This is a genomic window from Pseudomonas sp. NPDC086112 (assembly GCF_044746425.1).
Lineage (GTDB): Bacteria > Pseudomonadota > Gammaproteobacteria > Pseudomonadales > Pseudomonadaceae > Aquipseudomonas.
Window position 1 is genome coordinate 71,860 of record NZ_JBIVCD010000011.1, and the last position, 21,529, is coordinate 93,388.

Genomic DNA, 21,529 nt, shown 5'->3' on the forward strand with positions numbered 1-21,529 from the left:
AGCAGCCAGGAATGCACCGAAACTTCGAACAGGAGGATGACGTGATGGCCTATGCGGAGCAAGCCGAAACAGAAGCGCTACACGAACCCAAAAGCTTCCTGACCAAATATATCTGGAGTCAGGACCACAAGGTCATTGCCATTCAATACTCCTTGACGGCTTTATTCGTGGGCGTTATCGCCGTGGTGTTGTCTGGCTTGATGCGCATACAGCTTGGCTTTCCCGGCACTTTGGAGTTCATGGACGCCAGTGCTTACTATCAGGCGATGACCATGCACGGCATGATCATGGTCATTTACTTGCTGACGGCCTTGTTTCTGGGTGGCTTCGGTAACTATCTGATCCCGCTGATGGTCGGCGCCCGCGACATGGTCTTCCCCTACGTCAACATGCTGAGTTACTGGTTCTACCTGGTAGCGGTAGTGGTGTTGCTCTCCAGTTTCTTTGTTCCTGGCGGCCCCACCGGTTCGGGCTGGACGCTCTATCCGCCGCAGTCCATTTCTCAGGGGACACCTGGGGTCGAGTGGGGCATCGTTCTGATGCTCGTCTCACTGGCGATTTTTATTGTTGCAGCCACCATGGGCGGGTTGAACTACGTCACCACGGTGTTGCAGGCGCGCACGCACGGCATGACATTGTTTCGCATGCCGCTCTCCGTATGGGGCATTTTCATGGCGTCGATTATGGCCTTGCTGGCCTTCCCGGCGTTGTTCGTCAGTGCGGTCATGATGCTGTTTGACAAGCTGTTGGGCACCAGCTTCTTTATGCCGGCGATGATCTCGCTGGGGCAGCAGATCGATCACCAGGGTGGCAGCCCGATATTATTCCAGCACCTGTTCTGGTTCTTCGGCCACCCGGAAGTCTACATCGTGGCTCTCCCTGCGTTTGGTCTGGTCTCCGACTTGATCAGCACGCATGCGCGGAAAAATATCTTCGGCTACCGGATGATGGTGTGGGCCATTATTGCGATTGGCGTACTCAGTTTTGTGGTCTGGGCGCACCATATGTATGTCAGCGGAATGAACCCGTATTTTGGCTTTTTCTTCGCCGTCACCACCTTGATCATCGCGGTGCCGACCGCGCTGAAAGTCTACAACTGGGTGCTGACCCTGTGGCGCGGCGACATTCATCTGACCGTGCCGATGCTGTTTGCCCTGGCCTTTATCGTCACCTTCCTGGTCGGCGGTCTGACCGGGTTGTTTCTCGGCAATGTGATCGTGGATATTCCGCTCTCGGACACCTATTTCGTCGTCGCCCATTTTCATATGGTTATGGGGGTCGCACCGGTACTGGTGGTGTTCGGCGGCATTTATCATTGGTTCCCGAAAGTCACCGGGCGCATGTTGAACGACACCCTGGGCAAGCTGCATTTCTGGATTACCTTTCTGGGTACCTACGCCATCTTCTTCCCCATGCACTACCTCGGTTTCCAGGGCATGCCTCGCCGCTACTACGCCTATGAAAACTACGCGTTCATCCCGCAGTCGGCGCAAGAGTTGAATGCCTTCATTACGGTGATCGCATTGACCGTCGGCGTCTCACAGCTGCTGTTCCTGTTCAACCTGGCCTGGAGTGCATTCAAGGGCAAGCCCGCAGGCAGTAATCCGTGGGGGGCGGCCAGTCTGGAATGGCAAACGCCGAACACCCCGCCGATACACGGTAACTGGGGAGCGAAGCTGCCGGTCGTGCATCGCTGGGCCTATGACTACAGTGTGCCGGGGATAGAACAGGATTTCGTTCCGCAGACGGTCTCCGCCGAGGAGCTGGAGCAGATGCGGCAACTGAGTGCCGGAACCAAGATAGCGGACGTTAAAACATGAAAAGGCTGCTATTGAGAAACGCCGACGGCGCTGACCCCGGCGGCAGTTGGAGTCGCGACCCTGGGGGTATTCAGGCCCCCGAGGGTGCCGATAGAGGCCAAATCGCAAGAGTGGGCCTGCGCTTGTTCCTGGTCGTGGTGAGTTCGTTATTCTTTCTCTTCCTTTTCGCCTTTATTGCCCGTTCACAAATGGCTGACTGGCTCCCCCTGACAGACCCCTTGGCACCGTTAGCCAATCTCTGGCCGTTATGGCTGAATTCGGCTTTTCTGGTATTCAGCTGCATTGCACTGCAGTGGTCGCGTATGGCCGCCCGGCAGGCTCGGCTGGACGCTATGGTCATTGGTTTTGCATTGGGGGGCGTATTTGCCATTGCCTTTCTGGTGGGGCAACTCTGGGTCTGGCAGCAGTTTGTGGCCTGGGGCTACTTTGTCGCCAGCAATCCGGCCAACAGTTTCTTCTACCTGTTGACCGGCCTGCATGGGCTCCACCTGCTGGGCGGGCTGATAGCCTGGAGCATAATCGTCGCTAAACTCCTGCGTCGCGTGCCGTTGCCGCAACTGCGCGTCAGTGTAGAACTCTGTACCACCTATTGGCACTACTTACTGGGTCTTTGGTTCGTGCTGTTCGCTTTGCTGGCCAGCACGCCGCAAACCTATGAAGCGATCGCCAGATTCTGCGGCCTGAGGTGAAAAGCCATGGCATCGCCCCCACTTGCCCCAGTCGAATCCAGTTCATCCAATCCACCAGACTCACCGCCTGCACCGGGATGGCAGGGCATCGCCAGCGACTGGTCCTCGGATAGAGAGGCCTTCAAGCAGGTCCCTTGGGGCAAGGCGATGATGTGGATATTCCTGCTCAGCGATACGTTCATATTCACCTGTTTTTTAACCGGCTACATGTCGGTACGCATGACCATCACCACCGCCTGGCCAAACCCCAGTGAAGTGTTCGCATTGACGATCGGCGGTAGAGAGATCCCGCTTATTCTGATCGCGATCATGACCTTTGTGCTGATCAGTAGCAGCGGCACCATGGCCATGGCCGTTAATTTCGCCTATCGCCGTGATCGCGCGAAAACCACTGCCCTGATGCTGGCGACCGCTGCCTTGGGTGTGACCTTCGTCGGCATGCAGGCATTTGAATGGAGCAAGCTCATCGCAGAAGGGGTGCGTCCCTGGGGGAACCCCATGGGGGCGGCGCAATTTGGTGCCAGCTTTTTCATGATTACCGGTTTCCACGGACTGCATGTGTCAATCGGCGCCATCTACCTCAGCATTGTGGCGTTGAAAGTACTGCGGGGAGATTATGAGCGCTCCGGAAACTATCAGAACGTCGAGATAGCCGGGCTTTACTGGCACTTCGTGGATTTGGTCTGGGTGTTTATTTTTGCTTTCTTCTATTTATGGTAGAGGAGCACGGGTGATGGCACATGCTCAGGGTCAGCAACATCCAATCAGCTTGTACCTTAAAATCTGGGGGCTGTTATTCGTCCTCAGCACGCTGTCGTACCTTGTCGACTATTTCCACTTCCATGGCTACCTTCGGTGGTCCCTGATTATCACTTTCATGTTGTTGAAGGCAGGTTTGATTGTCTCCATCTTCATGCATATGGCTTGGGAACGGTTGGCCATGGTCTACGCCATATTGGTGCCACCGTTATGTTTACTGGTGCTCGTCGGACTGATGGCCACCGAGGCGGACTATGTTTTCCTCAGCCGGGTCATTTCCTTCGGCCAGTAAGCAGCTTCCAGGATGGCCATGAGTCTTCAGGGCTAACCCGATATCACTCGCTTGAACTGATGCCATTTGTGCTGCCAGGCCACTGTCCAGTGAGGGGCTGCCGTTCCCGTGCCGGCGATCGTCAGCTTTGGATGATGTTCGATTACCCGGTCCAATACCGGTTCCTGATTCGGTTCAACATCCACAAAGAAGATATGTTTTCCCTCTTCTACCATCTGTTTGAAATTGCGGAAGTGAGCATTAGGCACCTGGATACCAAAGAAGCCGCCTTCCCAGATGCAGAAGCCAAATATAACAATGGCCAGGAAGATAAAAGGCACCCAGCCTGCGGCGGATTCGGTCCAGCCCATCCAATAGGCGCCGCCAAGGACCAGCGCCGCGAGCGGCACGCCGACCAACGCACCAATCTCGCCAGAGTGAACAACATCCTGTTTCATCAACGAGTTAACCTCGTGGAGGTGATGTTCTTCAACATCAGCAACTTGTTCACTGAGCACATGAATTTGTTCGGTATTGATGCCGTTGGCTTCCAGCTCATTTTCAACGGCCTCGAGATCATCGAGATTGTCACTGATGTAATAGTGCCGATTCATGCCACACCTCCCATCTCGTGTTGGCTGTAGACCTCCCTTGTCCTGCAGCCGTTAACTGAGATTTACAGTCGATGTCTGTGCACGTGGGGAACGCTGCACACTTGATGCAATTCGTAGGAAGTATAGCATTCGCTAGCATGCGGGGCGGGCAGCGTCAAGGTCTGGAGGATCACCAAACCCTAGACACAAAAAACCGGCCATCAAGCCGGTTTTTTCTAATCCACCCCCAGCGCCTTATCCAGATTCGCCGAAAGATCCTTCTTCGCCTGCACCCATCTCTCGATCCTCAAACGCAGAACGCACGGCCTCCACGACGCGTCCCGCCATGCGCTCATCTTCAAGCTGCGGGTACCCTTTCTTTAGCTTGCCGGACACCACCCAGCCGTTCTCCTTGATGGAGCGGATGATGCGGTTCGCATCCACGTCCGGCATTTCCAGTACCTCTTTCAGCTGCTCCTGAGCTCGCTGAAAGATCACCAGTACTCTGGCTTCATCCGCCATTTCCTTTCGAATCGTGTGTTCGACGACGCGTGCGGTGTACAGGACGTGTTCGGTCAGATCGGGATAGCGCCAGGCAAAGCACGCGTCTTCGTATTCATCGAAGATGAAGTTGCTGCGAGTCCCGTCCTCGTAGGTCACGAGTTCGCCGAACCGATAGGCCGCCGCGTAACATCGCATGAACGGTCGCGAGAACACTTCGAGCGTACGGTCGTAGCCGGCCCTGAAGTCGATCGAACTCGTGATTGTGGCTGACACCGGCAGTATTACGCCGTCGGGCACTGCCTTATCCCGAATCAGGGTGTCGTTGATAAGGAAGCGATGAATCCGGCCATTGCCATCGCGCATGGGATGGATATACACGAAGCCAAATGCCAACACAGCGGCACGTGCCACTGACTCTGCACCACGCGTTGCGACCTCAAACTCGTTGAGTCCTGCCAATAGCTGCGCAAGATCCGCGAAATGGGGGGCAATGTAATGCACGATGTCCTCGCGCATCGTGGCCTGACCCACAAACACAGGGGAGCGCCGCAGGCCCAGCCCAATGGCGTCACGCCCCAGAATGCCGGCCTGCAGGGACTGGAGACTGTCGTTGCTCAACGGGTCCTCGATATGTCCGCAGTACTGGGCAATGACATGGGCAAACCGCTGGATGCGATCGGCCTGGTCGGCTTCCTTTTCGATGAGAAAGCTCGCACGCGATTCCTTGAACGTCAGCCAACTGGCGGTACGCATCAGGATGTCGGAGCCAAAGGCCTGATCCAATTCATCCAATGCCTCGCGCAGATCGAATTGCAGAGCTTCCTGCACTGGCGCCGTACGACGAACCAAGGGGCAGAACTCAGCCGTCCCCGGCAGATTGTTATTGACGCGCCAGCGCCGCGTTCGCAGTGCTTCGCGACGAGTCAGGTAATCTTGTGGCGAAAGTACATCAACATAGCCGCCATTGGTCACGTCTGGCACATTCAGACGTTCCCCTGTCAGCCATTCATAGAGGAACCCGGTGCGACGGGCGTACTGGCCGAATGGCTCCCGTCGACACCAGTCTTCGACAGGCTGCGGACCTATGGCCGCAAACAGGCGGGCGAAGAACTCGAGATGGATCTCTTCGTATTTGAGGCCGAATTCGAAGTGTCCTGCGAAATCGTCTGCGGGCCGATAGCTTGCCGGATACCGGTTTTCCACATTTCCGTCACTTTCGCGACTGACACGTACAGTGCCGATCATCGAGTCGACTCGTAGAGGTTGTGCCAGTGCGATGTCGTACCGGTTCGCGAGGGTCTTGAAACCGACTTGCATTGACGAAATCCTTTACTGGGGCAAGAAAAACGCTAACAGAAGATCGATCATATGCGAAAACGTTAATTTTCGGAGAGATGAAAACATTAACGCTTGATGAAATTTGATAATAAATCCGGGGTTTTCGAAAAAAACGCTAACAGACTTCAGGGTAGTCGCTAACGCCCGGAGAGCACTTATTCATCGATCAGCGGACAACAGGCGAAAATGGGGAGATGCCTCAGAGCTCGATTCCACCAAATCCCAGGCACAAAAAAACCGGCCATCGAGGCCGGTTTTTTTGTGTTCCTGCATCCCCCGCCAAAAAAACTGACGTGAGACAAAAATTCGATTGGAGCGGGTGAAGGGAATCGAACCCTCGTTATCAGCTTGGGAATCTTGGGCGGATGGTGTTTCAGTTGGGCGCCGGATGTATGCTTATGTCCCGGATAGCCCCGTACTACAGGGGTTGAAGGGTGAATCGCGATTTCAGTCTGTTTCATCGGTTTACCCCATATTTCAGTCATACAGCCCCCAGCTACGGCCCCCAAATGCTCACAGAGAAACAAATCAAGGCAATGAAGCCTGCGGAAAAGGAATACACAGTCTCGGATGGCCGTACAGCCCGAGGTGAGGGTGTGCTGCTTCTGCGAGTGCGTCCGAACGGGACGAAGGAGTTCTACTTCCAGCGATTCAGCAGCGGCAAGAAAATCAAGAGCAAGCTTGGTACCTGGCCAACACTCGGTTTAGCTGACGCCAGGGATCTGTGCCGCGCTGAAAAGGAAGTCGTGATCGCGGCCGGCACCTTTCAGGAAGTGATGAACGGTTACATCACCAAGCTGACGGGCGAGGGCGCCGCTTCGGCTGAGGATGTGAAGTGGTCTTTCAAGCATTACGTTTCTGAACCCTTTCCGAATTTGGTAAAGCTCCCGGCTGTTCTGGTCGGCCCAGGTGAAATCCGAGACATCATCGCCAAGATGATCGCGAATGGTGTGACCACCTACTGCAATCGGCTTCGATCACAGCTGCACGCGGCGTTCCAAGTTGCCTTGGAGCAGGAGTTCAACCCGCGCAGTTACCATAAAGACGATGTGAAATTTGGAATCAAAAGTAATCCGGTGGCCAGCGTCCCGGTTCAGGCCGACTGGGAGCAGCCTGGCGACCGAGCCTTATCCACCACGGAGCTTGCCCACCTTTGGCAAATGCTGCCTGAACAGTTGAGCGTGGTCACAGCAGAGTTGATTAAGTTTTTGATCGCGTCTGGTGGGCAGCGTCCGGAGCAGTTACTCGCGACCGAGCGTCGGCACTATCTGAAAGACCACTTGATCATTCGCAACAAGAAAGGTCGCGGGGCCGAAGGCGAACGCTCGTTGCACGTCGTGCCCTACAACAAGCTCATGCGCCAGAGCCTGAAGGCCATGGATGAAATCAATGCGACGAGCGTTTACCCGTTCGAGGGCAAAGTGCCGGACAGTTCGCTGCATGCCAACTCACTGTCCCGTGCGGTGACCAAACTATGCAGCCGGCATCCGGACAAATTCAATGGACCCTTTACCCTGCGGGACTTGCGTCGTACCTGTAAAACGTTGATGGGTGCGGCTGGGATTACCAAGGAGCTTCGGGACAGAATTCAAGGTCATGCTTTCAATGATGTTTCTTCAAAACATTATGATCGCTACGGCTATTTCCCGGAAAAACAACGAGGCCTTCAACGTTGGGCACAGTGGCTGCAAAAGAATGTTATTGCGCTGAATGTGGAGTCGGGACGATAAGAGTTGATGGCTCAACGCGCTGAAAACGTAAATTCTTTAGGATGAGTGAGATGCCAATCGAAAATTATCTTTATCCGGTAGATCAGTGTGATGTCGATAAGTCACAGCAGAAAGCGTTAGACCACTACAGGCAACTGCGGAGTAAGTGTTTAGAGGCCATTCGGGGTTCTGCTGAGAACTCGATCGCAAACCAGATACACCAGTTGACATGGAACTCAGCTGTCTTTCATGCGTTAAACGAAGCTCGAAGGATCGAGAGCGAGAGGAAGGTGAACGGCGCAATGTGGAATCTCATTGTCGACGGTTACGCTCACATCGCGGCGCTTGGCATTCGCAGGTTGGTAGACCATCACAAGGACTCGAACTCGATAAAGCGGGTCCTGTTGGACCTGGAAGCCAATAAGCATCTTATTTCAAGGGAAATGTTCGTCTGCTACGACGGACTTTCTTATGATCACGAAGCAGCTGAGCTCCGCCGCTTTGCTGCGCGGGATCCAAAGTCTCTTGGGAAAGCTACTTGGATATCAACAACGGGGCCTGATGCTGGTTTTAACTCGAAGTTGCGCCACGATATTTTCGACTCGATAGCTGACGGCAGTCGCAAAGCCGGGAGGTCTCAACCAATATCGGCGGAGATTTTCGATCGACTCAAAGCGATGTTGAATTCCGATGTGGTGAAGAAGGTTTGCACTATGGCGGATAAGGTGTTCGCACATCCAGAGAAGCGAGCCTCTGGCACCCCTGTACAAGCCAACTATCACGAGGTGATCGAAGCTTTAGGGATCGTGAGCCAGGTGACGCAGTTCATATCGGCGACCCTTCTCGATGACGCCGCTTTTGGCTCACTTGTGGCAACCCCTCAATGTGACGTGTTCGAATATTTGGATCAGGCATGGGTGCGGAAGGCATCAATAGATGAGCTGAATTCTTTCTGGAACGATCTGACTGCGTCACTAGATCTCTGGCTGGATACAGATGGTCTCCTGAAAGCTAAATAACACTTCACTTTGGATCGCGATAAGCGTGTAGATGAGGCCGCTTATGCGGCCTCGATGTTGGCATTGCCTTGCCAGTTTCCAGGATTGACTTGCCAGGCTTCGATCGCCGACTCTCGCCAGCCGACGCGCCCTGCCGAAATTACAACCGACTTAGGGAATCGACCGCGTTTGATTTCCCGCCAGAGCGTGGTTCTGGAAAAGGAGGTTACGTCCAACACTTCTCTTTCCCTCATGAATCGATCCAGTTTTTTCGTCATTGGGTGGTTTTTGCGAGTTGATCGCGCCTTTTCATCTGTGTTTCTTCCCTTGGTAATGTCAGGCAGCCTGGAAAATCCAGCACCGCACAGTTTTCGGTTTGTTGGCGGCATCGGTATCCCATGCTGAGCAGACGTTTCGGTTGGTCTCCAGGAACTTAGGGCACTTGCTGGTTTTAAGGTGGCGTTTGAGCTCGGTCAGATCCGGTACTTTCTGGCGTTTCTCTGCGGCTTCCTTGGCGAAGTCGTTGAGGTTTACCGCGATCAGGCCGTCATTGCGGGAGTGGTTGAGCCCACCTGCAGTGCTGTTCAAGTACTCGTACAGCTCCCAGAACTCGACGACGATCGGGTGATCAGCGTTGATCGCCAGCTGGCGTTCCTTGGCCATGCTCTGGATCTCGGAGTGGGCCGCGTCCACCTGGTGTTTTTTCAGTGGGACAACGTGAACCAGGGCGTCAACCAAGGCATGCAGCTGAGCGTGGTTTTTTGCGATTCGGACGGTGCGGATCTCCGGAAGGGCCAGGAGCTTCTGCTCGTAGACAGGTACTTTTTCACGGACGGTCTGCATCACGATGCTTTCCTTCATCGTTGCCTTGACCAGAAACCCGCTCACGCGGTCGACCGGCATGCGCTCGAGCTTTTCCACCAACAACTTGGTTTGCGGCGTCTGCCCGTCCTTCGTCATGGCGATGTGCACTAGGCGCTGCAGGATCGGTTCGGAAGCATTCACCGCATGGTTCTGGCCGATGACCACGGCTCCACGGAATGGAGGTTCACGGGTGTCGTTGCCGTTGTTCTTTACGCCGGTGGAACGGACGCTCCGACCGTTGTAGGCAGTTTTGAGTTCGTCCCAGTCGTACTGTTTGGTCTGGCTGCCATCGGTCTTTTCTCGCTCTGACTCGATAAGTACCACCGGCAGGTTGCCGACCTGGGCGAAGTTCCGCGCTCGAGCGACAGGCGTGCCCTTGGTTGGGTCGAAACCTTCATAGTCGATGCGACCACACAGCTTCCACAGGAACTCGATCAGCGTGGACTTACCGGCGCCTGGCTCACCGATGATCTCGGCGAAGGGGTAGCTCTTTTGGTGCTGGCGGATCTGTTCGGCAAACAGTGACCCGAACCAGAATGCGAGCGCGACCAGACCCTTGGCACCGAAGCATTGCCAGATGATGTCTAGCCACTCGGTGTCGAACTTCTCCAGGTCCGTGTTCAGGTTGAGGATCACCGACTGGCTGAGGGTTTTGATGCTCAGCCGATCCATGTCGAAAAAGTCCTCCTCGTTCAGCTTGAACACTTTCCCATCGCGGACCGCTACGTCGCCGTAGACGTAGGCGCTGTGCTCACGGGTGTAGCCGGTGAAGTCAATGGTCTGAACGGTCTTGAGGGCATCAGTTTGCTCTTCAATGAAGGCGTCTAGCTGTTGGGTGGTACCAGTAAACATCCCGCCTGGGGCAATGCCGAGCAGGCGCTTCTTGAACTCTGCAGACGAGGCAATCTGTGAGCTGGTGAAGGTGTTCTTGATTGGCGCAGCGTCATGGGCGAACGTGATCCGGAAGTAGTACCAGGATTCGTCTGTAAGCTTGTTCTCTTGGTAATACAGTGCTTTTGGATTACAGGTGGCGATACGTTGCAGCGCGCCGCACTGCTGCATGGCCTTGGTTCGCATCTGCTTGTTGTTCAGCAGCTGGTCGTCGTGGTGGTCGCTGTCCTCGAGCTCCTGAATAGCTTTGTTGTACTTCTCCAGGTCGAGCTTGAACCAGTACAGCCGGTTGCCGTATTCCAGGTGGAATTCGCTACGGCGCTTCCAATCAAACATCACCAAGGCTTTCTCAGTGGCGTTCTCAGCGATCAGCAGGGCGCCGTGGTGCCGTGCAGTGGTGATGTCTTTGTCGAACTGAGCATCACGCTTCTCGCCTTCGTCCAGGAACTGCCAGCGCTGGTGCAGATCGTTCCAGTCGACCTTTCTGTTATCCCGTTGGGGGATCTGCGCCGCCTCACAAGTGAAGCCCAGCTCACGTGCCATACGGACCCAGCGCTTGGTGTAAGCGTGTGCACCTGGTTCGTTATCAAGCGCCCAAACCAGCTTTGGAAGATTTCCCGGGCGCGCTTCTACCAACGCCTTCAGAGAGTCGGCCGGGAAGGCGTTGGAGGACATCGCCGATACGGCGGCAATGTTGTGGTGCACCAGGGCGAGGGCGTCGAAGATGCCCTCGACAATCCAGATTTCCTTCGCCTCTAGCACGTCGACGCACGGCGGACACCACCACACGCCTTTGTATGACTCACCCGGCTTGAAGCGGGCCTTCATCTTGCCGAAGCGCGCAGGCCGGTCGATCAGGCGTTCCCAGTATCCGCCTTTCTCTAGGGCGAATCGTACCGTCGAACTGCCAGCGTCGTGCTGGGCCGAGTAGTACGTATCCTGTGTAAACCAACCTCCGATAAGTGAAATATCGAAGCCGCGGGCAAACTCAAGGTATGCACGCGCTGTCGCTGTAGGGGCGTTCTCGGTGGCGGGAACGCGCTTGCTCCAATCTTCAAAGAGGTCGTCGTAGATCTCTTTCACATGCACCGTGTGGCCGCACTTTTCCTGACGGCCACAGATGAGCTGCCACGGACTGTCGAAGCGGGTATACAGCTCTTTTTTGTTGCACTTGGGACAAGTGCCACCCCGCATGTAGTTAGTGGGGACACGGTGTTTAAGGCCGAATTCGGACTCGATACGCTGCAGGACGTCGTGACGCAGATCGTCTCTCATGGTTATTTCGCTACTTTGAGGCTGAGGCCGAGGCTTTGGGTGAGGGCGCCGATCAGATGTTTCTGCGCGGCCATCACAGGGCTGTTGGCAAGAATTGATCCGTGGCGTAGGCCATCGGGAATCAATCGATATTGGTCCGCGTACCAAAGATCATTGAGGCTGAGACGGTATTGCTCGCGCAGACTGGCCAAGAGCGCTTGGGCCTGACCTGGCGTCAGTTTTGCGTTGATGTTCATGGCGTTTTCCATCGTCAAACCTCAATTTCGGACGCAGCTCACCCAAACCCACGGGGGTGGGGCAGGCGGTTTATTGGGTGGGTGTTACGGTGCGGCTACGCGGAAGCGACCGTTGTCCGGTGCGTTGAGAATGCGTTCATAGATAACGCTGACCGGGACGGACCAAGCGCTACCGGTGGCAGGGTCGATGATGACGGTGTGCGCCGACGTGCTGCTGACAATGTCCAGACGATGCCGATCGCGTACCGCTGACATATCGCTGCAGGCCAAGTGCACCATCTTTTCAGCCATCGTCGTCAGGACGTCATAGTCGGTAACCAGGTGCTGCACTGCGCGGTCGAACAACTGCTGATCGTCGCTCAGATGTTCGCATCGGTGGCGCTCCAGGAACCCAAGCGCGGCGGCTTTGAGGATGTCCTGATATTGCTGTACTGCAGGCTGGTCAGTCATTGGATAGTCCCTGATTTGTTGCGGTACAGGTCAATGGATGCGAGCACCTCGGCGTGACGTGCCGCCATGTGTAGGTTGTGAGCATTAAGGATGTGTTCCGCCTCGGGTTTGGTGATGCATCCATCCGCCAATGCCTTGGCGATCTCTTGGTCAACGGTGCCGCGCTTGGCGGCGACCTGTACCGAGAGGGTGTACATCTCGACGTTATCCATAGTTTCTGGATCTGGGATTGGAACGAACAAACCGCCGTACATAGCCGCAACGTAGGTGGGCAAATGCTGAGTGCCGGACTCTTGCTCCAATTGAAAAAGCTGAGCGTCGGTCAGTGGTCGGCTGTTGTTGTTCTCATAGGCGTGGTTATCGAATTTTTTCAGCGCCAAACCGATGCGCGCTGCAGCACATTCCCGTCCACCCGGGTAACTGCAAATAATTGCACTGACAACTTCTCGGCGAGTCTTTAGAACTGCGTCTTCCATATTCTGCTTTTCCCTGTAGCCCAGTGCCGTTACTGTTCAATCACGCCGTCTTTGATACCGAGTAGTACGGCGGCACGATGTGCCTCCCCACGGCGACAACGGCTCTGGCCACTCAGCACCGCGTAGACGGTGCTGGGATTCAGGTTGTGCAATACAGCAAAGTCTTTCGCGGACTGACCGCGCTTTTCCAAGACTTCACGCGCTTGTTTGCGGGCTTGCTCGGGGGTGGTGGTGTTGGGCATAGTGCAATTCCTTGCGCTTTCGTGTGATGGCAGGCGCAGGATGTGGCAAAAGATTGCCAATGTAAATATAAGAGTGGAAAAAATTTGACTCTCTCAGAAGAGATTGGCGCGCGTCTGCGACAACTGCGTGCTCAGGCGGGGCTGACTCAAGACCAGCTCGCAGAAAAGCTCGGTATCTCGAAACGTACCCAAGGCAACTATGAGTCTGGTGCTAGCGATGCTCCGGCGTCTTACCTGAGTCTGGCTGCCAGTGAGCTGGGTTTCGACGTGGCTTTTATCGTCAATGGTGTTCGCGCCACACTGCCAAATGACGCGCTTTCCGAGATAGAAGATCGACTCGTGACGCAGTACAGGAGCATCACGCCGTTCGATCAGGAAGCCATTCGTCGTTTCCTGCAAGCCATGGCCGACGACGCCGCCCGCCATAGGAATTAACTTCTAAAGCCAGTTCCCTTCCGGATAATCGATTCAGCAATGCACTTATGGAGTAGTAAGCATGTTGGATCGCACGACAAATGAACGCGACCGCGTTGGAATGACCGAATTCGAATGGCCTGGTCTGACGAAAATTGAACGCCGTCTGATCGAGCTCTACCGTCGTTTGGGTGAGCTGGACCAGCAACAAGTCCGCCGGGTTACTGAAATTCTGGTTACCAACCCAAAAGGGTCTGCAGTTGATAGCCCCAGTCGTTGTGCCTGAAATAGATCATTCGAAGTAATCGATCGCCGACATCTTTGAGTCGGCGGTTTGCGACTTATGCCCTCGCTTGTGATCCCAACTGCTCAAACAACTCACGCTGTTTTGCACTGGGCATGTCTCTCAAACGGTCGAACAACATTCTTTCGAAGGACTGAGCCGACGGGCTTAACGTGTGGGAGAACGTCAGATTCGCAACCCACGTGTGCCCGCACTTTGCATCCAGGCACTGACAATAGAGCTTCGCAAAATCCTCCGATAACTGGTCTCGCGAAGCGATTCGCCCTTTGTGTCCGCATTTGCAAATAACTCGCATTGTGTCCCTCCCCAGGGCTGTCAATCGCCACTATCTTGCCACAATATGCAGTGGCAAACTCTTGCTTGTGCGGATTACGTAGTGGAATCAACTGTGTCTTTTTGAGTTCTCCAGGTGAATCGCCTATCTTCGCGTAACGAGTCATTCAACTGGTTGAACAGCTGGCAGATCGGGCGAATTTCGTTGCTGGTGTACACCCGATCGATCTTCTCAATATCGCCAAAGCCTGCGTTGTTTTCCGGGATGATGCCGGCTAATGCGGGGTTCATGCGCCAGGCCGCGATCACGTCGTTGCGCGTGATGTTCTTGACCTTCTCCAGCTCGTCTTTGGCCTGGAAATCCCCGACTGGAATGATCTGAATCGCCTTCTCGGTACCGCCCGGGATGTTCACGAATAACGAGCGGAAGTTGCCCACGCCTTTGCTTGCGCTGATCTGTTCGCGCAACGACTCTTCGTCGTCCTCAGTCAGGTTTGGGTCGTTGGTGTAGAAGATGTAGCCCGCGTGGGCACCGTTGCTGTAGTAGCGCCGGCGGAAGAGGGTAGCGGCCTCATTGAGCAGCAGTGCCTGCATGCCACCTAGGTACTCAGGCACGCCGTAGATGTTTTGTTCCACGTCATAGTTCATGACGTGCTCAACCTCGTCTTCGTTGAACTCCAACTCTTTGCCGTCCTTCTGCAGCATCACAAACCCGCCACCCACTTTGACCCGCATGTTGATCGCCGGCAGGTGGTCCATCTCCAGCACCTGGCCGAACGCGTTGCGGTTACGGCGGAAGTACGCCTCGCCGAACACCATAAAATCCAGCGCTGCACAGCTCATGGTCTTGATCGAGCAGCCTTTGGACGATACGAACTCACGCAGCAACAGGTTGCGCTTGAACCCCGGAATGGCGCCGTGGTGCGCGTTGGCGCGCAGCAGTTTGGCCAGGCCTTGGCGTGACACCGGTGGCGTGTAGGTTCGTCCGTCGTGGGTGGCGAACACGCCCAGATAGTGCCCGATGTTCTCGGTCAGAACCTGTTCCGGCGCACCGAATGAAAACGTCCGCATCGGACCGGTTGCCGGTGGTTGCTGCTGGTTTTTTGCTGGTTTGCCCATGGGTGCTTGATCCGCTAAATGTGTAGCGGCTGCGCCGCTGTTTGTTGGTATTGAGGGGTTCATGGGCCAGGGCGTGCATGATCGCCCAGGCAATATCGGCGTGACCGGAGGCGTCGGTTCGTGATGCGCTGTAGGTCACCTGCCCGCCGCCAGTGGTGCCGCGCTTGATCGTCAGGAAGGCCTGAGCGATATCGTTCCAGCCGGCGTCCCACTCGATGCGGCTGCCCTGAATGGTGTCCTGTGCTTTGAGCACCAGGGTGTTCTTGGTTTCGAGGCTGTAGTGGATCGAGGTCGCACGCGGGTAGAAGTCGCGTACCAGGTCGAACACGCCGTAACCGATGCCGGTGGTATCGATGCCGATGTGCTGCACGTTGAAGCGCTCGGTGAGCTTCTTGACCTGGTCGGCCTGGTACTTGAACGATTGCCCGCGCCAGCTGTGCTTCTCCAGGATGCGGAACTTGCCGCCGTCCTCGAGCGGCGGGGCGATAACCACGCAACTGGCATCGTCCCGGGTGCGGCTCGGGTCGTAACCGATCCAGACGGGGCTGTTGCCGAACGGGCGCGGATCATCGGGGTCGTAGTCGGTCCACAACGACAGGTCGGAGTAACAGCGCTCCAGGTCGACCAGGGAAAAGGCGCTCTGCGTGCTGTCGATGAACTTGCACATGAACAGCTGTTGAAATTTGTCCTCGTCGTACTCCAGCTGCAGCTGCTCGAGGTCGAACAGATCGCAGCCGCCGGCGATGGCGTCGAGGATGGTGATGACCTTGCGCCATTGCCCGTCTGGACACAGCGAGCCAGCCGCGGCTTGGGCTTCGCTCGGCCAGGGATCCTTGGCGTTCTTGCGTTTGCTGTTGCGGAATTTCTCACCCGTCCAGAACGGGTAAGCTTGGTGCGATACGGCGCTGGGCGTGGAAAAGTAGGTCTTACGCCACTTCTTGTGCGTGGCCATGGCACTGGCGACGGTGTTGAGCTTTTCGAAGTCGCGGATCCAGAAATATTCGTCAACGTAGACATGGCCATGGTGACCCTGTGCGGTGCTGCTGTTGGTGCTGAGGAAGCGCAATTCCGCCCATGGTTTGCCGTTTTTGCTCAGCACGATGGGGTTGCCGGTCAGCTCCAGGCCGAACCATTCCTGTGCAAACGACACGATATAGCTGCGGAAAATCTCGGATTGGGCGCGGCTGGCCGACAGAAAGATCTGGTTGTCACCGGTTAGCACGGCGTCCATAAACGCTTCGCCGGCGAAGTAGTACGTCAGGCCCACCTGGCGGCTTTTCAGGATGTTCCGGATTCGGCAAGTCAGCGGGTTCTGTTTGGCGGCAAACAACTCCTTCTGGTAGCCGTACATTTTGCTGATGAACTTGTCGAGGAAGTCCACCTCGGTCAGTTCGCCGACTTCGTTTTTTGCCTTCTTCTCGCGCTTCTTCCCGCCCTTGTCGTTGCGATCGCCTCGCTCCCGGCGCTCGTTCCGTTGTCCTTCTTTACGCTGGCCATCGTCCGCCGGCGGATCACCGATCGGCGCTGGTACCGGTTTTGCGGATTGCTTCAACAGCCGATCGCGGACGGTAGTCAGGCGATCGAGCTCGTCTAGATCGCCCTTGGTCAGCGACGTGGATTTGTCCAGGAGGAGGGTGATTCGCCGGCCAACAGCCGTCAGCGGTTCTTCGTCCGACAGCATGTCGTCCCACTCACCCTGGCGGATCCAGTAGTAAATGATTCGGATATTGGGCAGGGACAGTTGCGCCTGAATTTCACGCGGCTTGCAGCGGCGCAAATAGAGGCGTTTAGCGGCTTCTTTAAGTTCGGGGGCGTATGGCATGCCCGCAGTCTATGCGGCGAAAACGCTGTAAACGTGGGCTTAAAATCCGGGTTTGACCTATATCCGCGAAATAGGACCAAAGCAAAAGTGAACCGTTTGTTTGGTGGTGAGCCGGTGCATATCGTGGCGGCTCAAGTCACCGATTGAGCGCAGTTATCGCCCATGCCCCGTTCCCTTGTTTCGTTCTGGAAACGTGTCGCCACCAGCGGCACCACCGCTGATGGTCGCGAGATCCTTCCCCAGGAACTGCGTGATATCGCTGAGACCTACAGCCCGACCAAATACACGGCGGTGATCTGGAGTGAACACGAACGCTGGCCCGGTTCCTACGGGACCGTCTTCGCGGTACGCCTGGTGGAAGAAGCGGACGATCTGGAACCGGGCCAAGTCGGTTTGGAAGCCCAGCTCAAGCCTAATAACAAGTTGCTCTGCCTCAATGACCAGGGCGAGAAGCTGTTCACCAGCATCGAAATTACCCCGAACTTCGCGAACAGCGGCAAAGCCTACCTGTCCGGCCTTGCCGTGACCGATTCGCCGGCCAGCCTGGGCACCCAGGAACTCTACTTTTCCCGCAAAACCGGCGAGCCCGTGCATTACGCCGCGTCTGTACCTCTTGGCGTGCTGGGTGATGAGGAGCCCAAGGGCGAGATTGGCATGTTGACCAACCTGCTGACCCGCCTGTTTAAGCGCTTCGCTGTTGACGACACCCCCACCGAAACGACCCAGACCACCCCTACCGAGAGCAACCCCCCAATGGATGAAGCTACAGCCAAGGCGTTGAAGGCCTTGATCGAACAACTCGGCCTCGTCGTCACCGGCCTCGCCGCTGTGATCGAACCGGCGACTGTTGAAGTCACCGACCCGGCGACCACTGAAGTCGATGACGTGAAAGAAGCTGTCGACGCCATCGTGACGGAAGCCGAAGCGGATCGCGAGTTTGCCAAGAAGGGCGGCGACAGCAAGCGTCTCGATCGTATTGAAGCGCTGCTGGAAAAAGCCTTCAACACCACCACCGGTCAGCCTTTGCCGAAAACCACCGGTTCCACCGAAATCAAAAAGCGGGTGCTGTGACATGAGCCAGCAATCTTTGAGCAATCGTGCTCTGAAGCAATACACCTCGCTGCGTGAAGCGATCGCCGAAACCTACGGTGTCGACGTGACTCGCCAGTTCAACGTCGAGCCGAGCATTGCCCAGGAACTGAACGACAAGATCACCGAGCGGGCGGATTTCCTCGAACGTATCAACGTAGTGCCGGTGACTGAGATCAAGGGCGAGAAGGTCATGTTCGGTGTGAATGGTCCAGTGACCAGCCGCACCAACACCAAGACCACCGACCGCGAAGCGAAAGACGTTTCTGACCTGAACGGCCTGGGCTACGAGCTGTTCCACACTGAGTCGGACGTTGGCCTGCCGTTTGCCAAGATCGACAGCTGGGCGAAGTTTCCGGACTTTGCCGATCGCTACTCGGCGGCAGTGCAGAAGCAAATCGCTCTGGATCGCATCATGATTGGCTGGCACGGCTTGACCGCAGCCCCCCAGACCAATCTGACCACCAACCCGATGCTGCAGGACGTGAACAAGGGCTGGCTGCAAATCGCTCGCGAGCAAATCCCTGAGCAGGTTCTTGAGGAAGGCGCGACCGCCGGGAAAATCACCCTCGGTGCTGGCGGCGACTACGAAAACCTCGACGCCCTGGTGCACGACGTCAAGCAGATGATCGACTCCGTGTTCCGTGACGGCGGTGACCTGATTGCCATCGTCGGCAGTGATCTGTTGGCCAGCGACAAGGCCAAGCTGTATTCCAACCAGGCCGGCAAACCAACCGAGAAAGAACGCATTGAAAGTGCCCAGGTCATTGCGACCTACGGCGGTCTGCCGACCTTCACCGTGCCGCACTTCCCGGTCAACGCCGTCGTTGTCACCAGCTGGGACAACCTGTCGATCTACTTCCAGGACAGCAGCTGGCGTCGCCACTTGATCGAGAACCCGAAACGTTCCCGTGTCGAGGATTACAACGGTCGCAACGAAGGCTACGTGATCGAGCAGCTGGAGAAGTTCGCGGCCGCTGAAAAAGTGGAGCTGATCTGATGAGCCTGGCACTGGCGCACAAACGCCGCATTCAGGCCGACGGTCCAGCAGCTGCCCGCGCCGGTGCCGAAGTGATGGCCTATTCATCCGCCACCGCGTTGTCCAGTCCAGCCAACGGCAAAAAACATCTGAAGCTGATGGAAGACGCATTGGCGCAGGACCTGGAACGCATCGGTGCGATCAACAGCCGCGAACTGCGTCAGCAACTCAAGCGGGACGAGCTGCTGCCCAAGTACCTGGACTATGTGCAGCGCTACCGCGATTCCGGATTGAGTTTCCCGAACTCGGTAGTGATGCAGGTCCTGGTCTGGCTATTCGACACCGCGCAGTTCGAAGCCGGTCTGGACCTGGCGAACTTCGCGATGGGGCAAGACCAGCAGCTGCCTGAGCGCTTCAAGCGTGACGTGCCGACCTTCGTCGCGGATGAGGTGATCGACTGGGCTGAGGCTGAGTACAAGGCCAAGCGCAGCCCCGAACCTTACCTCTCCGACCTGCTGCCCTTGGTGGATGGCGAATGGAAGCTTTTTGAGCGCATTCCGGCCCGCTATCACAAGCAGCTGGGGATCCTGGCTCTGGACCAGCGCGACTTTGCGAAAGCCATCACCCACTTCGAACGTGCGGAAGCGCTGTACGAAGGCATTGGTGTCGGCACGCGCCTGGAAGGTGCTCGCAAGGCTCTGACAAAAGAACTGGCTGAGAAAGCCCCCGAATAACCGACTACCCCCCCCGGCGAGAAACTGTGGATGTGAGCCAACCATTTATGGCCTGACCCACTGAAACAGTTTTCCCGCCCCTATTCGAGTGCCCAGCAATGAGCTTTTCCGGGAAACCCACCACCTTTGTGGAGCAGGCGATAGAGAACGACGGCTTCTGGCCGGACCTCTCCTTGGCTGAGTTCCAGAAGGGTTACCGCCTGCCGGCGGAGTACCTGGTAGACATGCTGGCCACTGATCTGACCACGGCGATGATCGAGGTCAACGGTGACCTCGCCAAGCGCAAGGCGGCTTGGCAAAACGCAGGCGTCACCACCGTGGAATCTGCTGACCCTATGGTGCTGCCCGAGCGCACATTTCACGCAGCGACGTACAAACGCGCCGTGTATTGCCGTGCCAAAGCCAGCTTGCTGACTCAGTTCGCTACCGTGACTCGACGTGAAAGTGCGGAGAACACAGGCAAAGAGCTGCCCGAGCGTGGCGAAACCTTTCTGGAGTTCAGCCAGCAGGCTGTCCGGTCGCTGCAGGGTCGTGGTCGCATCACGGCGGCACTCCTGTGATCAAACTTCGCGCCCTCACCACGTACCTGATCGAGCGGCAGTTGGTGCTGCCGGAACAGCTCGACAGCTGGACCGACCAGGTGAACCTGGAACTGATCTGGAAGCCTGACCTCGACGGCCTGCGCATGGGTGACATGCGTTACAGCGCGACGATCGCGCTGGAGCGTTTTGCCGATCACCCCGGACGCCTGATGGCCCTGGTGGGTAGTTGGCTTGAAACCAATGACCAGGAGCGCGATCGCGACGAACTGCCTGCGCCGAAGTTCGACATCACCATGCTCGACAACGATCTGGCCGACGTGGACATCACCCTCGAGTTCAACGAGCCGCAATACCTGGCTGAAGATCCCGCCGGCGAGATCGAGGCCTTCGGCAAAACATGGGCGTTTGTCCCGTTTGACCTGTGGATTGCCGAGCACGGCGAGGTGGGCACCCGTGGCGCGTAGCACCTTCGAGCTCGATGCCCGGGGCTACCTGGGCGTGCGTGAGCAGCTGGCGTTGCTCAGCCTGCCGCCGCAGCTGCGCCGGCGTCTGCTGAACAACGTCACCAAGCGCGTGCGGACGATGAGCCGCAAGCGGGCAAGGGACCAGCAGAACCTGGACGGCTCGCCTTTCGAGGCGCGCAAGGGGCCGGCCAAAGGCAAGAAGAAGATGGAAGCCGGCCTGGCCAAGCTGATGATCGTCACCCGTGTGAGCGCTGACGAAGCCGAACTGGGCTGGCGTAACGCGCTAACCAGCTGGGTCGCCGCACAGCAACACAACGGCGTCAGCGAGCGCCGCACCGCTGCCCAGATGCGCAAGTGGAACACCGTTCCCGTGGGCCTGGCTGCCACGGAAAAGCAGGCCAAGCGCCTGCGTCGTCTGGGCTTCAAGGTTCGCCAGAAAGGCAAAAAATCTTTATCCCGGCCGTCAGTGGCCTGGATTCAGGAGCATGTGAATTACGCCAAGGCGGGGCTGCTGATCCGAATCTTGGGCGATGAAAAAGCCGAGAGCAGCGGCGCGCAGAGCTGGGAAATCACCTTGCCCAAGCGCCAGTTCATCGGCGTCAGCACCGAGCGCGATACGGGCTTGCTGTTGAACCAGGTGCTCCAACAAATCCTTAATTCACCCCGCTAGCGAG

Annotated in this window: 25 protein-coding genes; 14 read left to right on the plus strand and 11 right to left on the minus strand. The window is 56.6% G+C overall.

Annotation, left to right across the window (positions count from 1 at the left end):
* Positions 1–44 precede the first annotated feature (44 nt).
* From ctaD to ACIPLA_RS10670, 4 genes are read left to right on the plus strand one after another with little or no spacing between them, the layout of a single operon-like run.
* Positions 45–1,820, plus strand: a complete 1,776-nt coding sequence (gene ctaD, locus ACIPLA_RS10655) for a cytochrome c oxidase subunit I (protein WP_401173149.1) — start codon at positions 45–47, stop codon at positions 1,818–1,820.
* Positions 1,817–2,509, plus strand: a complete 693-nt coding sequence (locus ACIPLA_RS10660) for a cytochrome c oxidase subunit 3 (protein ID WP_401173095.1) — start codon at positions 1,817–1,819, stop codon at positions 2,507–2,509. Before ctaD ends, ACIPLA_RS10660 begins: the two co-directional genes overlap by 4 nt.
* Positions 2,510–2,515: 6 nt before the next feature.
* Positions 2,516–3,229, plus strand: coding sequence for a heme-copper oxidase subunit III family protein (locus ACIPLA_RS10665; RefSeq protein WP_401173096.1), 714 nt, complete (start codon positions 2,516–2,518; stop codon positions 3,227–3,229).
* Positions 3,230–3,242: 13 nt separating this feature from the next.
* The gene (locus ACIPLA_RS10670) at positions 3,243–3,560 is read left to right on the plus strand and encodes a cytochrome C oxidase subunit IV family protein (RefSeq protein ID WP_008074510.1); all 318 of its coding nucleotides are present in this window, start codon (positions 3,243–3,245) and stop codon (positions 3,558–3,560) included.
* A gap of 32 nt (positions 3,561–3,592) precedes the next feature.
* Here ACIPLA_RS10670 and ACIPLA_RS10675 read toward each other — a convergent pair whose 3' ends face one another.
* Together ACIPLA_RS10675 and ACIPLA_RS10680 are read right to left on the minus strand one after the other, a co-directional pair.
* Positions 3,593–4,153 carry a magnesium transporter gene (locus ACIPLA_RS10675; protein ID WP_401173097.1) on the minus strand — a complete coding sequence of 187 codons (561 nt, stop codon included), beginning with the start codon at positions 4,151–4,153 and terminating at the stop codon, positions 3,593–3,595.
* A gap of 234 nt (positions 4,154–4,387) precedes the next feature.
* Complete coding sequence (locus tag ACIPLA_RS10680; protein WP_401173098.1) at positions 4,388–5,953, minus strand: Fic family protein; 1,566 nt, start codon at positions 5,951–5,953, stop codon at positions 4,388–4,390.
* A 455-nt stretch (positions 5,954–6,408) separates the two neighbouring features.
* Here ACIPLA_RS10680 and ACIPLA_RS10685 point away from each other — a divergent pair, with 455 nt between their 5' ends.
* Together ACIPLA_RS10685 and ACIPLA_RS10690 are read left to right on the plus strand one after the other, a co-directional pair.
* Positions 6,409–7,704: a tyrosine-type recombinase/integrase gene (locus ACIPLA_RS10685; RefSeq protein ID WP_401173099.1), complete on the plus strand. Its 1,296-nt coding sequence runs from the start codon at positions 6,409–6,411 to the stop codon at positions 7,702–7,704.
* Between the two features lie 50 nt (positions 7,705–7,754).
* Positions 7,755–8,702, plus strand: a complete 948-nt coding sequence (locus ACIPLA_RS10690; RefSeq protein ID WP_401173100.1) for a hypothetical protein — start codon at positions 7,755–7,757, stop codon at positions 8,700–8,702.
* Between the two features lie 41 nt (positions 8,703–8,743).
* Here the strand turns inward: ACIPLA_RS10690 and ACIPLA_RS10695 are convergent, their stop codons facing one another.
* From ACIPLA_RS10695 to ACIPLA_RS10720, 6 genes are all read right to left on the minus strand, one after another.
* A complete protein-coding gene (locus tag ACIPLA_RS10695; protein WP_401173101.1) occupies positions 8,744–8,959 on the minus strand; it encodes a helix-turn-helix transcriptional regulator in 216 nt (71 codons plus the stop codon).
* Positions 8,960–9,017: 58 nt separating this feature from the next.
* Positions 9,018–11,711, minus strand: coding sequence for a toprim domain-containing protein (locus ACIPLA_RS10700; RefSeq protein ID WP_401173102.1), 2,694 nt, complete (start codon positions 11,709–11,711; stop codon positions 9,018–9,020).
* Between the two features lie 2 nt (positions 11,712–11,713).
* The gene (locus tag ACIPLA_RS10705; RefSeq protein ID WP_028939294.1) at positions 11,714–11,959 is read right to left on the minus strand and encodes a hypothetical protein; all 246 of its coding nucleotides are present in this window, start codon (positions 11,957–11,959) and stop codon (positions 11,714–11,716) included.
* Between the two features lie 72 nt (positions 11,960–12,031).
* Positions 12,032–12,397, minus strand: coding sequence for a hypothetical protein (locus ACIPLA_RS10710; protein WP_401173103.1), 366 nt, complete (start codon positions 12,395–12,397; stop codon positions 12,032–12,034).
* On the minus strand, positions 12,394–12,873 hold the full coding sequence (locus ACIPLA_RS10715) for a YmfL family putative regulatory protein (RefSeq protein ID WP_401173104.1): 480 nt from the start codon (positions 12,871–12,873) through the stop codon (positions 12,394–12,396). The genes ACIPLA_RS10710 and ACIPLA_RS10715 overlap by 4 nt, the downstream gene beginning before the upstream one ends.
* A gap of 29 nt (positions 12,874–12,902) precedes the next feature.
* Positions 12,903–13,115 carry a DNA-binding protein gene (locus tag ACIPLA_RS10720; RefSeq protein WP_401173105.1) on the minus strand — a complete coding sequence of 71 codons (213 nt, stop codon included), beginning with the start codon at positions 13,113–13,115 and terminating at the stop codon, positions 12,903–12,905.
* 84 nt (positions 13,116–13,199) lie between these two features.
* Between ACIPLA_RS10720 and ACIPLA_RS10725 the strand changes: the two genes are divergently transcribed.
* On the plus strand, positions 13,200–13,550 hold the full coding sequence (locus ACIPLA_RS10725; RefSeq protein ID WP_028939298.1) for a helix-turn-helix domain-containing protein: 351 nt from the start codon (positions 13,200–13,202) through the stop codon (positions 13,548–13,550).
* A 61-nt stretch (positions 13,551–13,611) separates the two neighbouring features.
* On the plus strand, positions 13,612–13,815 hold the full coding sequence (locus ACIPLA_RS10730) for a hypothetical protein (RefSeq protein ID WP_095633804.1): 204 nt from the start codon (positions 13,612–13,614) through the stop codon (positions 13,813–13,815).
* Between the two features lie 55 nt (positions 13,816–13,870).
* Here the strand turns inward: ACIPLA_RS10730 and ACIPLA_RS10735 are convergent, their stop codons facing one another.
* From ACIPLA_RS10735 to ACIPLA_RS10745, 3 genes are all read right to left on the minus strand, one after another.
* The gene (locus ACIPLA_RS10735; RefSeq protein WP_401173106.1) at positions 13,871–14,128 is read right to left on the minus strand and encodes an ogr/Delta-like zinc finger family protein; all 258 of its coding nucleotides are present in this window, start codon (positions 14,126–14,128) and stop codon (positions 13,871–13,873) included.
* Positions 14,129–14,202: 74 nt separating this feature from the next.
* On the minus strand, positions 14,203–15,072 hold the full coding sequence (locus ACIPLA_RS10740) for a phage portal protein (protein WP_095633805.1): 870 nt from the start codon (positions 15,070–15,072) through the stop codon (positions 14,203–14,205).
* The gene (locus ACIPLA_RS10745; protein WP_401173107.1) at positions 14,984–17,047 is read right to left on the minus strand and encodes a terminase large subunit domain-containing protein; all 2,064 of its coding nucleotides are present in this window, start codon (positions 17,045–17,047) and stop codon (positions 14,984–14,986) included. The genes ACIPLA_RS10740 and ACIPLA_RS10745 overlap by 89 nt, the downstream gene beginning before the upstream one ends.
* Before the next feature lie 162 nt (positions 17,048–17,209).
* Between ACIPLA_RS10745 and ACIPLA_RS10750 the strand changes: the two genes are divergently transcribed.
* The 6 genes from ACIPLA_RS10750 to ACIPLA_RS10775 all read left to right on the plus strand — a co-directional run bounded on the left by ACIPLA_RS10750 (position 17,210) and on the right by ACIPLA_RS10775 (position 21,525).
* A complete protein-coding gene (locus ACIPLA_RS10750; RefSeq protein WP_401173108.1) occupies positions 17,210–18,118 on the plus strand; it encodes a GPO family capsid scaffolding protein in 909 nt (302 codons plus the stop codon).
* A gap of 1 nt (position 18,119) precedes the next feature.
* Positions 18,120–19,136, plus strand: coding sequence for a phage major capsid protein, P2 family (locus ACIPLA_RS10755; RefSeq protein WP_032830951.1), 1,017 nt, complete (start codon positions 18,120–18,122; stop codon positions 19,134–19,136).
* Positions 19,136–19,849: a phage terminase small subunit gene (gene gpM, locus ACIPLA_RS10760; protein ID WP_401173109.1), complete on the plus strand. Its 714-nt coding sequence runs from the start codon at positions 19,136–19,138 to the stop codon at positions 19,847–19,849. Before ACIPLA_RS10755 ends, gpM begins: the two co-directional genes overlap by 1 nt.
* Before the next feature lie 98 nt (positions 19,850–19,947).
* Entirely contained in the window at positions 19,948–20,409 is a 462-nt protein-coding gene (locus ACIPLA_RS10765; protein ID WP_401173110.1) for a head completion/stabilization protein, read from the plus strand.
* Positions 20,406–20,855 carry a phage tail protein gene (locus ACIPLA_RS10770; protein ID WP_028939306.1) on the plus strand — a complete coding sequence of 150 codons (450 nt, stop codon included), beginning with the start codon at positions 20,406–20,408 and terminating at the stop codon, positions 20,853–20,855. Before ACIPLA_RS10765 ends, ACIPLA_RS10770 begins: the two co-directional genes overlap by 4 nt.
* Positions 20,845–21,525 carry a virion morphogenesis protein gene (locus ACIPLA_RS10775; RefSeq protein WP_401173111.1) on the plus strand — a complete coding sequence of 227 codons (681 nt, stop codon included), beginning with the start codon at positions 20,845–20,847 and terminating at the stop codon, positions 21,523–21,525. The genes ACIPLA_RS10770 and ACIPLA_RS10775 overlap by 11 nt, the downstream gene beginning before the upstream one ends.
* Positions 21,526–21,529: the final 4 nt, after the last annotated feature.